Genomic DNA, 14,039 nt, shown 5'->3' with positions numbered 1-14,039 from the left:
TGTCGCGGACGGCACGGGCGAGTTGCTCGGCCGACGTCGGGGGCCGCGAGCGCGGCGTCGAGCACTACGGTCGGCTGCCGGGCGAGGCCGGGGTCCGGCTCGTCGACGCCTCGCCGCTGCCGCTGGGCGCGAGTGTGCCGCATGTCCGCAGGGCCGACGCGTCGCGCCGCCGAGACCGGAGGCGGGGGCTCGCATACGACGAAAGCCCCGGCCGGGATCGGCTCGGGGCTTTCGGAAGTTTGGTCCTCCGCGTGGTCCGCCCGGATTCCACTGGCGGGCACGCTGAAGGCACTCGTCACTATGCCACACCCTCGGCACCTGGGTCAAACTTTTGTTCGATCCGGGGTCGGGCGGCCGGGCCCGGCCGCCCGCGTCAGCGCAGGTGTGCGGTCTCGTTGAAGACGCGCAGCGACGCGTTGCCGTCGGACCACCACTGGACCGCGCTGATCGCCGCCGCCGACAGCTCCATCCGGAACATCGACTCCGCCGGCGCGCCGAGGGCGATCCGGACCAGGGTCTTGATCGGCGTCACGTGGGTGACCACGAGCACGGTGCGGCCGGCGTACCGGGCGATCGTCTTGTCCCGGGCCACCTCGACCCGGCGGGCCACCTCGGTGAAGCTCTCGCCGCCGGGCGGGGCCGCGTCGGCCGAGGTCAGCCACGCGTCCAGGGCGTCCGGGGTACGCTCGCGCGCCTCGGCGAAGGTCAGCCCCTCCCACGCGCCGAAGTCGGTCTCCCGAAAGCCCGGCTCCTCGCGCACCTTCAGCCCGAGCCGCTGCGCCACCGCCTCGGCGGTCTGCCGGCAACGACCCAGCGGCGAGGACACGATCGCCTCGATGGTGCCGCGCTCGGCCAACGCCTCGGCCGCGCGGGCGGCCTGCCACCGGCCGCGCTCGGACAGGTCCGGGTCGGCGCCGGTGCCGGAGAAGCGCTTTTGCGGGGTGAGCGCGGTCTCGCCGTGGCGCAGCAGCACCAGGGTGGTCGGGCGGCCCAGGTCGGGCCCCCAGCCGGGAGCGGTCGGGCGCACCTTGGGCGCCGCAGTCGACTCGCTCGGCGCGGGTTCGGCGGCCGGCGCGGCCTCGTCCGGCCCGGCCGTCGCGAACGCCGTGGAGTTCTGCGGGGTCCAGGCCCGGCCCTTGGCCGCCGCGTCCATCGCCTCGTTGGCGAGGCGGTCGGCGTGCTTGTTCCGCTCGCGCGGGATCCACGTGTAGGTGACCTGCCCGGACGGATAGATTCCGCGGGCCTTGGTCGCCAGGTCGCGCATGTCGGCGTGCTTGATCTTCCAGCGGCCCGACATCTGCTCGACCACGAGCTTGGAGTCGGCCCGCACCTCCACGGTCGCCGTCGGGTCGATCGTGTGCGCGGCGGTCAGCCCCGCGATCAGGCCCCGGTACTCGGCCACGTTGTTCGTGGCCACCCCGATCGCCTCGGCGATCTCGTGCAGTACCTCGCCGGTGGCCGCGTCACGCACCAGCGCGCCGTAGGCCGCCGGGCCCGGGTTGCCCCGAGAGCCGCCGTCGGCCTCGACGACGAGCCTCACAGGCCCGACTCGGCGGTGCGGACGAGGATGCGCCGACAGTTCTCGCAGCGCACGATCGCGTCCGGCGCCGCGGCCCGGATCGCGCCCAGGTCGGTGATCCCCAGCTCCAGCCGGCAGCCCTCGCAGCGGCGCTGGAACAGCGGGGCCACCGCCACGCCGTGCGACTGCTCGCGGATGCGCTCGTACAGCTTGATCAGATCGGCCGGGATCGCGCTCGCGACCACCGTGCGCTGCTTGGCCGCGGCGTCCGCCTCGGTGTCGATCTCCGCCTCGGCGGCGGCGCGGCGCGCCTCGGCGGCGTCCCGGGCGGTCTGCGCCGCGTCCCGCTCGCCGACCAGCTGTCCCAGGCGGCCCTGGATCTCCTCGCGGCGCTCCATGACCTCCAGGACGACCTCCTCGAGGTCGTCCTGGCGCTTGGCGAGCGAGGTCACCTCGCGCTGCAGGTTCTCCAGGTCCTTGGGCGAGGTGACGTGGCCCGAGTCGAGCCGCTGCCGGTCGCGCTCGGCGCGCTTGCGGACCTGGTCGACGTCCTGCTCGGCCTTGGCCTGGTCGCGGGCCGCGTCGCTCTCCTCGGTCTCGGCGGCGACCACGAGGTCGCGCAACCGGGCGAGCTGCGAGCCGAGGCGGTCGATCTCCTCGTTCTCCGGCAGCGTGCGCTTCTTGTGGGCGAGCAGGTCGATTCGCGAGTCCAGGGCCTGGAGGTCGAGCAGGCGAAGCTGGTCGGCGGGCGCGGCGTTCAGCGGGGGCTCCTTGAATACGGGTCGGGTGGATACGGCGCGGACGGGCCGGCGGGCCGATCATCCGCGTCGCGGTGCCCGGTCGCGGTGTGGCAAGTGTGGTCTGGCGAGTGTGGTGTGGCTGTGGGTACGGCGGTGATCAGGGATGCGGTGTGTGGAACGTCCATGGATCGGTGACTAGTTCCGAGACGTGGGTTTCCACCGTAGTACCGCCGGCGGTCAGTGCACGGGTGAGTTCGTCGGCCGCGTAGCGCAACCACGGCCACTCGGTGGCCCAGTGTGGGGCATCGAGCAGCGCGGGGCCGCCGGCCTCCAGCGCCTCGGACGCCGGGTGGTGGCGCAGGTCGGCGGTGACGTAGACGTCGGCGCGGCTGCGTCGGACCGCGGCGAAGAGGCTGTCGCCCGCGCCGCCGCACACCGCGACGGTACGCACGAGGCGATCCGGGTCGCCGGCCACGCGCAGGCCCGTGGCGGTGGCGGGCAGGGCTCGGGCGGCCCGGGCGGCGAACGCGGCCAGCGTCTCGGGGGCGGCCAACTCGCCGATCCGGCCGATGCCCCGGCACTCGCTCGGGTCGGCCGGGGCCGGGTCGAGCGGCGCGGTGACGGTCAGCCCGAGGGCGGCGGCGAGTGCGTCGGAGACCCCGGGGGCGGCCGAGTCGGCGTTGGTGTGCGCCACGTGCAGGGCGCAACCACCGGTGATCAGCCGGTGGACGACGCGCCCCTTGAACCCGGTCGCGGCCACCGAGTGCACGCCGCGCAGGAAGAGCGGGTGGTGGGTGACCAGGAGGTCGGCGCCGCGCGCGAGCGCTTCCTCGGCGACCGCCAGGGTCGGGTCGACGGCGAACATCACCGAGCGCACCTCGGCGTCCGGGTCGCCGCAGACCAACCCGACCGCGTCCCAGGATTCGGCCCAGTCGGGATGGTAGATCCGTTCGAGGGTGGCGACGACGTCGGAGAGCTTGGGCACGAAGGGAGGTTACCTCTCCGCGCCCGCCGCCCCGATTCGGGCATCTCGGACGGACGGTGACGGAGCACACCGGAATGCCTCCGGGTTGTGTGAAGTCGGCCCCATCCGAAGCGTTTGTGCGGTATGCAGGCTCGCACTGTCGTACGACACGAGGGGGACGACGACGATGCTGCACTGTCTGCTGTGCGGTACGCCCTATCTGGAGACGGACGCGTACTGCCCGGGCGAACAATGCGGCACCGACCTGCATGGTCAGCGCATGGGCGACCCGGCCTGCGCGGTACAGGCGTGGTGCGAGCCCCGTCGGATCACCGCGGCTCCCGGCGAGACGGTCATGGTGACGCTGACCCTGCGCAACACGGGCAGCGTGTCGGACGTCTACGACCCGGAACTGCCCCGGGACGCCGCCCGGCGGATCGGCCTCGACCGGCCCGGGCCGCCCGAGCTGCATCCGGGCGAGGTCCGGACCTGGACGATCGTGTACACGGTGCCCCCGGACGTGGAGGACCAGCTCGCGCCGAACGGGATGTTCGGCCTCGGCGAGGTCGGCGCGGACGGTGGCGGCAGCGCGTTCGAGGAGGACTCCCGGGTCGTCGAGGAGAACGACGTGCCGGTGCGGGTGGTCTCCGCCCGGGACATGCGGGTGGCGGCGTGCGCGCCGTTCTCGGTACGGGTGGTCGCCGGCGGCGGCGCGGGGACGTGGGGTGCGGCGGGGGCCGCCGCGGGTGCCTCGGTCGACCGCGAGCGTCGGAACGGGAATCGGCGGACGAAGGTCGTCGCGGCCGTGTTCGCCACCGTGGCCGCGATCGTGGTGGCCGTGGTGCTCGGCATGGCGATGGCGGATTCGGACGACACCTCGCCGGCGGCCAAGACGAATCCGACCACGTCCGCGCCGGAGTCGACGAGCCCGATGCCGGCCGCCGGGCCGACCACCGAGGCGCCGGTGACGAGCACGCCGGACGCGAGCGACTCGGCCGTGCCCAGTACGAGCGCGCCCACCCGGCTGACCGTGCCGAACGTGGTCGGGATGACCGAGGCGCAGGGCGTCGCGCTGCTGCGCGAGAAGGGCTTCCGGGGCACCATCCGGGGCAGCGGCGGCACGATCGTGTCCACCGATCCGGCGGCCGGGACAAAGGTGGACCGGGATCGGGCGGAGGTCGTGGTGGTGATGTCGGGGGCCAGGACGACCCCGCCGCCGACCACCGCCGCGCCGATCTCCTCCCCCACGGCGACCGCGCCGGCGACGACGACGGTGCCGCCGCTGGTCGGCGCGTCGTCGTCCGAGGCCGAGTCCCGGCTGCGCGGCGCCGACCTGGTGGCGCACATCGTGCGCGTGCCGACCGCCGATTCGCCGGAGGACACGGTCTTCGACTGCGCTCCGGGCGAGGGAGCGAAGGTTCGGCGCGGCTCGACGGTGACCGTGAAGGTGGCGACGGCGCCGAGCGCGGGGTCGCCGGCGCCGCGCTGACGGCGGGGGCCGGGGCCGGTCGGCACGGCGGGCCTGGTCGCTTCCCCATGCCATGCAATAGCTTGCTTCAGTCAAGAACAGGCGAAGGGAGCTTGCTCATGCTGGATCTCACCGGCGCGTCCGCGATCGTCACCGGCGGGGCCTCCGGGCTCGGCGAGGCCACCGCCCGCCGCCTCGCGGCCGGCGGCACCTCCGTGGTGATCGCGGACAAGAACGAGGAACGCGGCAAGGCGGTCGCCGCCGAGATCGGCGGTGTCTTCGTCGCCACCGACGTCACGCAGGAGGAGCAGGTACAGGCTGCGGTGGACGCGGCCGTCGCCGTCGCGCCGCTGCGTGCGCTGGTGTCCTGCGCGGGCACCGGCATGGGCGCGCGTACCGTGGCGCGGGACGGCACCCCGCACGCGCTGGCCGCGTTCGAGTTCATCGTCCGGCTGAACCTGACCGGCACGTTCAACGCCGTCCGCCTGGCCGCCGCCGCGATGGCCTTGGTCGAGCCGCAGGCCGACGGCGAGCGGGGCGCGATCGTGTGCACCGCCTCGGTGGCCGCGTTCGACGGGCAGATCGGGCAGGCCGCGTACGGCGCCTCCAAGGCCGGCGTGGTCGGCCTGACCCTGCCGGTGGCGCGCGACCTGTCCGCGATCGGCGTACGGGTCAACACCATCGCGCCGGGCACGATGGACACCGCGCTGTTCGCCGCCGCGCCGCAGGCAGTCAAGGACACCCTCGGCGCGCAGGTGCTCTTCCCCAAGCGCATGGGCGTGCCCGACGAGTTCGCCTCGCTCGCGTACGAATTGCTCACGAACAGCTACCTCAACGCCGAGGTGATCCGGCTCGACGGCGGGATTCGCTTTCAGCCGAAATAGCGGTAATCACTGCGAACCGGGAGCTTTCCCCCATCGATCGGCGGCAATGGTCGGCACGCCCGTCCCCATGATGTTGGGATGGGGTCGTGAGCGATCAGACCTCCGCGTGGCAGCACCCCCTGCCCGTGCACCTGCCCGGCCTGGCGCCGCCGATCCGTCGCGACTGCGCGATCGGCGGCGTGGTGTTCGTGGGCGCGCTCGTCCTGCTCTTCACCCGTTCGTATGTGGTCTGGAGCGTGTGGGATCCGAGTCCGTGGTTGCGGCTCGCGCCGTTGCTGCTGCTCACCGTCGCCCAGTGCCACCGCAGTTCGTCGCCGCGCTTCGCCCTCGCCATCGGACTCGTCGGCGAGGGCGTCGACACCGTGCTCGGGCCCTCGATCGGCGGCCTGATCATGTGGTCGGACGTGCTGTACGCGGTCAGCGTGTACGGCAGTTCGCGACTGGCCTGGCGCCTGTTGTACGGCAATCTGACGGTGCTGGTGGTGAGCACGATCACCATCTGGGCGACGACCCGCAGCTTCCGGACCTTCGTCCTCGCCGTCTTCTACATCGGCCTGGTCGCCATCTCCCCCGCGCTCACCGGGTTCTCGGTGCGCGAGCACCGGGAGAAGGCCGAGGTGGAACGGCTGCGCTCCGCCCAGACGGCACGGCTGGCCGAACTCGACCACCAGGCCGCCGTGATCGCCGAACGTGCCCGGATGGCCCGCGAGTTGCACGACGTGATCGCCAACCACCTGAGCGCGGTCGCGGTCCAGTCCACCGCCGCGTTGTCCGTGAAGAGCCTGGACGAGGCGCGGCTGCGCGAGGCGCTGGAGGTGATCCGAGAGAGCAGCGTGCAGGGGCTCACCGAGATGCGCCGGATGATCGGTCTGCTGCGCTCGGAGAACACTCCCGAGGAGCCGGTGTCGGTACCTCGCCTGGCCGAGACCGATCGACTGGTCGAACACGTGCGCCGGGCCGGGCTGCACGTGGACATCGAGATCGTCGGCATGGTGCGCGAGTTGCCCACCCCGGTCGACCTCGCGGCCTATCGGGTGGTCCAGGAGACACTGACCAACGCCCTCAAGCACGCCACGCCGCAGCGGTTGCGCCTGGTCTTCGCCTATCGCGCCGATGATGTGGTGATCACCGGCGAGAACGGGATCGACCCCGACCACGTCACCGGACTGCCCGGCGCACGGGCGGGTCTGGTCGGCATGTCGGAGCGGGTCTCGTTGCTCGGCGGCCTGTTCGAGGCGGGCCCGCGCGACGGCCGGTGGCATCTGCGGGCCGAACTCCCGTGCGGTGACGACGTGGTGCTCGACGCCGGAATCAAGAACGCCCCGACGGGGCCGAAGGGTGGGACCGGGTGAACGACCCCGAGACGCTGCGGGTGCTGGTCGCGGAGGATCAGGCGGCGGTCCGGGCGGGGCTCGTCCTGATCCTGGACGCGGAGCCGGGCATCGAGGTGGTCGGCGAGGCCGCCGACGGCGAGGACGCGGTGGCGCTGGCCCGGACGTTGCGGCCGGACGTGGTGCTGATGGACGTACGGATGCCGCGCCTCGACGGGATCAGCGCCACCCGGGAGTTGACCGCGGCGGGCCTGGACGTGCTCGTGCTGACCACGTTCGACCTGGACGAGTACGTGTTCGGCGCACTGCGCGCGGGCGCCGCCGGGTTCCTGCTCAAGACGGCCGACGCCGCCCGGTTGGTCGAGGCGGTACGCCTGGTCGCGCGCGGCGACGGCTTCGTCGCGCCGGAGGTCACCCGTCGGCTGATCCACGCGTTCGCGAGCCCGCCCCCGACCCGGCCGGCGGACGGCCCGGACGTCCCCGCCGAGGCCCTGGCCTCACTCACCCCGCGCGAAAGCGACGTCCTGGCCTGCCTGGGCCGAGGCATGTCCAACCAACGCATCGCCGCCCACCTGGACATGGCCGAGGCCACCGCGAAAACCCACGTCAGCCGCATCCTCACCAAACTGGGCCTCAACAGCCGAGTCCAAGCCGCAATCCTGGCCCAACAACGCGGCATCGCCGAGTAGGGACGTGCGGGCTTACGTCCACCTGGACACGGCTACCTCGCCGCGGCCGTCGTCATTCGCCCCCGCACCTGATCGTTCCGGGCGCGTCAACGGCTCCATGACCTCATCCGCGTCCTGACCCGATGGCCTTCTTCGCTGGGGAGTGCTTCTTTCCTTGCAGCTGACAGGACCCTCGACAAGCCCCATCGTTGCAGGTCAGTGCACTCTCCATTGTTCCGATCAAGAAGCGGACAGGCCGGCTCACGAGGGCGCACGGCTAACCGTTTTCTCGGCCCGGCAGGGCAGCACCCTCCAGGAAGGCGTGATAGGTCTCGACGGCGTCCGGCTCGATTTCGGAGTTGGAGGGGCCGTAGCGGGTGTCGGTGCGGTCCCGCTTCGGCCCGGAGACCCAGAACTCCTCGTTGGTCTGCACGTCGTAGAAGTTCGCGTCGAACATCCGAGTCCGGCCGGTGCCATCGATGCTTGCGTGCGGTGCGCGCTCCGTTGCGTCCGATGCTGCTTCGGCGCCGGATGTGGGGTCAAGTTCGGTCGGTTTCCCGGATGGGAAATCTGCTTGGTCTCGCTCCCTGTGCGCTTGCGTGTGCCTCCGGGCGATTCCGTGGGAATTGGGGAGCCGAATTGGGGATGTGGAGGTCGGGTGGGGGCTCGCTCGATTGGGCCATCCTCTGGCGTGTGGGGGTGGGGCGATGGGTGGGCTGAGCTGGGGGGATGGCGGCTGGGCGGGAATATGCAGATGAACTGACCAACTGGTCCTCAATGCGGGTCACTTCACTCAATTGGGTGAAGGGAGTCGCAACTCGTTGAGGTGGCCCGAAGGCGCTGCGTACGGTCATGCCGTCCCGTCGGGGGGAGCGATCCGAGGCGGGGCGGCCGCGTCGGCGACCGGGGCACCCGGTCGCTCGACAACCGTTTCCGGGCATCGGTCGACGGGCGCGCGACGCGTCGTCGGCCGGGGCGCGAGGGCACTGTCGAGGGGGGAAGTCCAGGGATGGCGACGACGACTCGCGGACACCGGGCGGAGCGCACCGGCGGCCACGGCGCGCCGGGTACGAACCTGGTCGACCGCGTCCGTGCGGCGCTCGATCGCGATGCGGTCGGTGCCCGGGAACAGGGAAACGACGGGCGGGCCCCGGGCTCCGCCGATGCGTGGGATGTGCGCTTCGACGACTTCTGGTGCACCGTACGGCCGCCGGGCCACGCGGCTCGCGCGCAGGGCTGGAAGATCCATGTCAGCGCGCGGACCGGGGATGCCCCGCACGTGCTCGGCCGGGTCTGCGACGTGTTGTTGCCGCGCCAGGTGGCGTTCAAGTTCGCCGGTGACCTGGAGCGGTTGCGGATGCTCAACTCCCGTGAGGCGGACCGGGCTTCGGCGGGCAAGTTCATCACCGTCTATCCCGACGACGACGAGCAGTTCATGGAACTGGTGGACGCGCTCGACGAGGTCACCCGCGAGCTGACCGGCCCGGGCATCCTCTCCGACCGGCCGTGCCGGCCCGGCAGCGTGGTGCACTACCGCTACGGCGGATTCGGCCGTCGGGCGGTGCTCGGCAACGACGGCGGCTATCGCGCGGTGCTGACCGACCCCGACGGGTCGGCCGTGGACGACGCCCGGGAGGCGTGGTTCGCTCCGCCGTCGTGGGCGCCGGATCCGCTGGTACGGCGGGCCCGTTCGGCGCCGGCCGCCGCGTCCGAGCCGGCGCCTCGGCGGGCGGCGGTGCTGATCGGCGGCCGATTCGCGGTCACCTCGGCGCTGCGGCACTCCGCCAAGGGCGGCGTGTTCCTGGGCAAGGACACCACCGACGACACCGACGTCGTGGTCAAGCAGGCTCGCGCGCACATCGAGGTGGACCGCTCCGGGCGGGACGCGTGCGCGGCGCTGCGGCACGAGGCGGTGCTGATGCGGCGGCTCGAACACACCGGCGTAACCCCTCGGCACGTCGCGCTGCTCGAAGAGGCCGAGACGATCTTCCTGGCCCAGGAGCGGGTACCGGGCGAGCCGTTGCGTGCCTGGGTGGTCCGGCACGCCGCGGATTTGGGCGTACCGTGGGCACTCGCTCGGCCTCTCGTCGAGGGGCTGATCCGGCTGGTCCGGACCGTGCACGGCGAGGGTCTGGTGATTCGCGACCTGTCGCCGACGAATGTGCTGGTCGGGCCGGACGGCGCGCTGCGGCTGGTGGATCTGGAACTGGCCGCCGAGATCGGGGTGTCGGCCGGCGCCGCGGGTACGCCCGGCTATCGGGCGCCGGAGCAGCGGCCGGGCGTCGACGGCAGCCATCGCGCGCATCCCTCGGCCGACCTGTACAGCCTCGGCGGCCTGTTCTTCCTGCTCGCCACCGGCGCCGACCCGGCCCTGCCCGAGGACGTCGGCACCACCCGCGACACGGTGGAACGCCTCGGCGCATGGCTGGAGTTGGCGGCCCAATACGGCGAAACCGCACGGCGCCTGGCCCCGGCGATCCGCGGCCTGTGGCACGAGGACCCGACCCAACGCTGGTCGACGGAGCGGGCATCGGCCTTCGCGGCGGGGACGGCGGGCGGGGACGCGGCGGACACGGTCGACGATGCGCGCTCGCGCTCGGGCGACGGGCCGAACGGTGAGCCGGACGACGGGGCTGCCGCCGGGCCGAACGGCGGGTCGGCCACCGGGTCGCGCTGCGAACCGAGCGACAGGGCAGCCACGGGGACGAGCGACGGGACGCCTACCGGCGTGGGAAACGTGACGCGCGCACAGTCGGTGGGCCTGTCGGGCGACCGGGTGGGCAGCCGGTCGGACCGCATGACGGCAGACCTGCCGAGCGACGACCCCCGCCGCGAATCGGACCACGCCGTGGGCGCGGCGAGCGGCCGGGTGGACAGGCGGTCGGACCTCGCGCGCGCAGACCTGCGGAGCGGTGGCCCTCGGCGCGAATCGGGCCGCGCCGTGGGCGCGGTGGGCGAACGGTCGGGACTCGTACCGGCAGACCTGCCGAGCGACGACCCCCGCCGCGAGTCAGGCCTCGGCGGTGCCGCCGACGGGTGGGCCGGATGTGCCGGGCGGCGGGATGCGCCGGACGGGCCTCGGCCGCACCCGGACACCGAGGGTGACAAGGTGCCGCCGCATCCGCAGCCGCCCGAGGACGACGTGCTGCTTCGGGACGGGCTCGCGCACCTCGTGGCCACGATGACGCCCGGGCGGGTGGATCGGCTGTGGCCGATGACGGCCGGCGCGGCGGCGATGGATCCGTGCAGCGTGCAGTACGGCGCGGCCGGCGTGCTCGGCGTGTTGGCCCGGGCCGCGCACACCACCACGCTCGAACCCCGGCTGCGCTACACCCTGCATCGCGCGGTCGAGGACAGCGCCGCCTGGCTGCGCGATCGGGCCGCGGCCGAGCCGGTGGTCTTACCCGGGCTGCACTTCGGGCGTTCCGGCACCGCCTGGGCCCTGCACGACGCGGCGGCGCTGCTCGGCGACGCCGAACTGGCCGCCGGCGCCGCCGACCTCGCCCTGCGCGTACCGATCGCCTGGCCCAACCCGGACGTGTGCCACGGCGCCGCCGGGGCCGGTCTGCTCCAGGTCCGAATGTGGCGGGCCACCGGCGACGAACGGTTCCGGCAGCGCGTCGTCGCGTGTGCCGACACGCTGCTCGGCGCCGCCCGGCAGACCGGCGACCTGACCCTGTGGCCCGTACCGCAGGACTTCGACTCGCGCCTCGCCGGCGCCGCGCACCTCGGATTCGCGCACGGCGTCGCCGGGGTGGGCGCGTTCCTCCTCGAAGCGGCGCTGGCCACCGGCCGCGAGGGCTACCTCGACGGCGCCCGGGCGGCGGCGCACACCCTCACCCGTACCGTGCGCGTCGACGGCGACGGCGCGTGGTGGCCGCAGGGTCCGGGCGATCCGGCGGGGATCCGGTTGGCGTACTGGTGCAGCGGCTCGGCCGGCGTCGGTACATTCCTGATCCGGCTGTGGCGGGCGGACCACGATCCGCTCCACCGCGACCTGGCCGAGCGGGCAGGCGCGGCGGCCCATCGTGCCCGGTGGCATTCGGGCACCACCGCGTGCCACGGCCTCGCGGGCAACGGGGAGTTCCTGCTCGACCTGGCCGAGGCGCTGGGCGAGCCGATCCATCGTGCGCGGGCCGCCGAGCTCGCCGATCAGCTGCGGGTACGGACCGCGATCGTCGACGGCCTGCGGGTGCCGGCCGACGAGAGCGCCACGGGTGTGTCCGCCTCGTACGGCACCGGCACCGCCGGTGCCCTCGGCTTCCTGCTCCGGCTCCGCCACGGCGGAGCCCGGTTGTGGTTGGACGGTGAGGAAGCGTGAGCACCATGGTGTCGACTCGACCGCTACGCCGGATCAGTTGGTCGTTCGCGGCCGACGGCGGGCACGCCACGTGCCTGGCCACGCCGGGCGACGGCACGTGGCGGGTGGAGTCGTGGTCGTTGCGACCGGGGCGGGCCAGTGGCGCGATCCCGGTCGGCACCGGTGCGCCCGAGCGGCTGCACACGCAGTTGCTCGCCCTCCCCGACGGTCGGGTGCTGGCCTGCCGACACGAGCCCGGGCGGCACGAGTTGGTCCTGCTCGAAGCCGACGACGCGGGCAGCGAACGGCACTTGGCCATGGTCCGGCTGCCGGGCCTGCGGCTGCTCCCCTACCCCGGTACGGACGCGCTCGCCCTCGCCCTCGGGGCGGACACGTCCCCGTCGACGACGGTGTGGCTGGTCCGTGAGGACGGGCGGTTGGACCCCGCCGCCGAGTTGTCGGGGCTGTACAGCGGGGGGGTCTGGCTCGATCCGGACGGCGGCCGGCTCGCCCTGGACAAGGTGCGCGGCGGCCGGGTCAAGACGGTCGCGCTCGACCTGGAGACGGCGACCGTACGCCCGTTCCTGGAGCTGACCGACGAGAGCAACGACCGGCTCCTGCTCGCCGATCCGGTCGGCGGCCTGCTGGTGATCGCGAGCGACGCGCCGGGCTCGGATCGGCTCGGCTGGATCCGGCTGCCCACCGATCGCACGCAGGCGCCGGGCCGGGTGCGGTTTCCCGAGGTCGTACATGTGCCCGACGCACAGGTACGCCCGATCGCGATCGCGCCGGACGGCCGCCGGGTGGCGATCCAGCTCGACCGGGGGGCGATCTCGCGGCTGGCCGTATGGACCCCGGAGGATGGCGAGCTGGTCGAGGCGGCCACGCCGGACGGGTGCCTGGGCGCGGTCGGCCGGTGGACCGAACAGGGGTTGCGCATCCCGTTCTCCGCGCCGGATCGGCCCAGTTGCCTGGCCCGGCTCGACCCGTCCCGGCCGGGGTCGTGGCGCCAGGACGGCGAACCGGGCCCGTTCGTCGGCTTCGACGACGCGGACCGACCCCAGTGGCGGCCGGCCCATCTGGAACTGCTGGTCGGCGGGACCGGTCCGGTCGAGTCGATCGTCTACGGCGGCCCCGACTGGCGGTGCGCCGAGCACGTCCTGCTCGCCCTGCACGGCGGCCCGGCGGCGGCGTGGCGGTTCGAGTTCGACCCGCTGCTGCAACGGCTCGCGGCGGCGGGCATCGCGGTGGTGGCGCCGAACCAGCGCGGCAGTACCGGATACGGCGCCCGCTTCGCCCGCGAGCTGCACGGCGCGTGGGGCGGCCCGGATCTGGCCGACGTCACCGCGATCGGCCGCACCCTGGCCGCCGAGCGGGCCGCCTTCGGCCGTGCGCCGGCCGCCCTGTTCGGGGTCAGCTACGGGGCCTACCTCGCGCTGCTCGCCGCGTCGTTCGCGCCGAGTGCGTGGTCGCGCTGCCTCGCGGTCGCGCCGTTCCTGTCCGGGCCGAGGTTGATCGCCGAGGCGTCGCTGCCGATCCGCGCGCTGATGACCCGGCTCGGCGGGGACACCGAATACGTCGACGACCAGGGTCCGCGCGACGTGCTCGCGGTGTGCGAACGCATCGCCGTACCGCTGCTGTTCGTGCACGGCGACCGGGACGACACCATCCCCGTCGGCCAGTCCAGGGCGCTGCGCCACACGCTGCTCGCGCACGGCCGGGTCGAGGGCGCCGACTTTCGTTATCTGGAGCTTCCCGGTCTCGGCCACGAGGCCCTGGCCGGGGATGGGGCGCCCGAACTCCACGCCCACCTCACCGGTTTCCTGCAAACCGGCCGGGTGTGACGACAGGGGGGAATCGCCCCGCACCACCCGTCGCGGGCAACCGCTCGCGGCGGCGGCACGTCCCGAAGGAGATTCACCATGGAGCACATCGAGACCGACCTCGCCGCGCTGCAGCAGCTTCCCGAGACCGAGTCGGTCGAGCTGGGCGGGCACGGCGGCAACGGGTGTCAGTTCACCTGTCTGCTGATCACCTGCCTGCTCTTCACGATCAACTAGCGCACCGCGTCCGGGACGCGGATCCGGTACCGGACTCGGCACCCGGATTCGGTAGACGTCTCGGCAGCCGAACTCGACAGCCGGACGTGGTTCGCGGGCACGATC

11 protein-coding genes are annotated in these 14,039 nt (G+C 73.4%); 7 read left to right on the top strand and 4 right to left on the bottom strand.

What is annotated here, in order from left to right:
* Positions 1-373 precede the first annotated feature (373 nt).
* The 3 genes from ACMXN5_RS23650 to ACMXN5_RS23640 all read right to left on the bottom strand — a co-directional run bounded on the left by ACMXN5_RS23650 (position 374) and on the right by ACMXN5_RS23640 (position 3,244).
* Positions 374-1,540 carry a bifunctional RNase H/acid phosphatase gene (locus ACMXN5_RS23650; RefSeq protein WP_439676879.1) on the bottom strand — a complete coding sequence of 389 codons (1,167 nt, stop codon included), beginning with the start codon at positions 1,538-1,540 and terminating at the stop codon, positions 374-376.
* On the bottom strand, positions 1,537-2,280 hold the full coding sequence (locus ACMXN5_RS23645; RefSeq protein WP_395788684.1) for a zinc ribbon domain-containing protein: 744 nt from the start codon (positions 2,278-2,280) through the stop codon (positions 1,537-1,539). Before ACMXN5_RS23645 ends, ACMXN5_RS23650 begins: the two co-directional genes overlap by 4 nt.
* A 136-nt stretch (positions 2,281-2,416) precedes the next feature.
* A complete protein-coding gene (locus tag ACMXN5_RS23640) occupies positions 2,417-3,244 on the bottom strand; it encodes a Nif3-like dinuclear metal center hexameric protein (RefSeq protein WP_380031692.1) in 828 nt (275 codons plus the stop codon).
* 166 nt (positions 3,245-3,410) lie between these two features.
* Here ACMXN5_RS23640 and ACMXN5_RS23635 point away from each other — a divergent pair, with 166 nt between their 5' ends.
* From ACMXN5_RS23635 to ACMXN5_RS23620, 4 genes are all read left to right on the top strand, one after another.
* On the top strand, positions 3,411-4,712 hold the full coding sequence (locus ACMXN5_RS23635) for a PASTA domain-containing protein (protein ID WP_439676878.1): 1,302 nt from the start codon (positions 3,411-3,413) through the stop codon (positions 4,710-4,712).
* A 101-nt stretch (positions 4,713-4,813) separates the two neighbouring features.
* Positions 4,814-5,575: an SDR family NAD(P)-dependent oxidoreductase gene (locus tag ACMXN5_RS23630; protein WP_439678060.1), complete on the top strand. Its 762-nt coding sequence runs from the start codon at positions 4,814-4,816 to the stop codon at positions 5,573-5,575.
* 86 nt (positions 5,576-5,661) lie between these two features.
* Complete coding sequence (locus ACMXN5_RS23625; protein ID WP_439676877.1) at positions 5,662-6,927, top strand: sensor histidine kinase; 1,266 nt, start codon at positions 5,662-5,664, stop codon at positions 6,925-6,927.
* Entirely contained in the window at positions 6,924-7,595 is a 672-nt protein-coding gene (locus ACMXN5_RS23620; RefSeq protein WP_439676876.1) for a response regulator, read from the top strand. The genes ACMXN5_RS23625 and ACMXN5_RS23620 overlap by 4 nt, the downstream gene beginning before the upstream one ends.
* Before the next feature lie 256 nt (positions 7,596-7,851).
* On the opposite strand, the gene ACMXN5_RS23615 is transcribed toward ACMXN5_RS23620, so the two are convergent.
* Positions 7,852-8,031, bottom strand: coding sequence for a hypothetical protein (locus ACMXN5_RS23615; protein WP_439676875.1), 180 nt, complete (start codon positions 8,029-8,031; stop codon positions 7,852-7,854).
* A gap of 552 nt (positions 8,032-8,583) precedes the next feature.
* Between ACMXN5_RS23615 and ACMXN5_RS23610 the strand changes: the two genes are divergently transcribed.
* From ACMXN5_RS23610 to ACMXN5_RS23600, 3 genes are all read left to right on the top strand, one after another.
* On the top strand, positions 8,584-11,895 hold the full coding sequence (locus tag ACMXN5_RS23610) for a lanthionine synthetase LanC family protein (protein ID WP_439676874.1): 3,312 nt from the start codon (positions 8,584-8,586) through the stop codon (positions 11,893-11,895).
* A 5-nt stretch (positions 11,896-11,900) separates the two neighbouring features.
* Positions 11,901-13,718: an alpha/beta fold hydrolase gene (locus tag ACMXN5_RS23605; protein WP_439678059.1), complete on the top strand. Its 1,818-nt coding sequence runs from the start codon at positions 11,901-11,903 to the stop codon at positions 13,716-13,718.
* Positions 13,719-13,796: 78 nt separating this feature from the next.
* Positions 13,797-13,934 (top strand): VenA family class IV lanthipeptide, encoded by a 138-nt coding sequence (locus ACMXN5_RS23600; protein WP_379995868.1) that lies wholly within the window; start codon positions 13,797-13,799, stop codon positions 13,932-13,934.
* Positions 13,935-14,039: the final 105 nt, after the last annotated feature.

It is taken from the genome of Embleya australiensis, assembly GCF_051903075.1.
Taxonomy (GTDB): domain Bacteria; phylum Actinomycetota; class Actinomycetes; order Streptomycetales; family Streptomycetaceae; genus Embleya.
The sequence above is the reverse complement of the archived record's forward strand: the minus strand, read 5'-3'. Positions and strand labels throughout refer to the sequence as shown.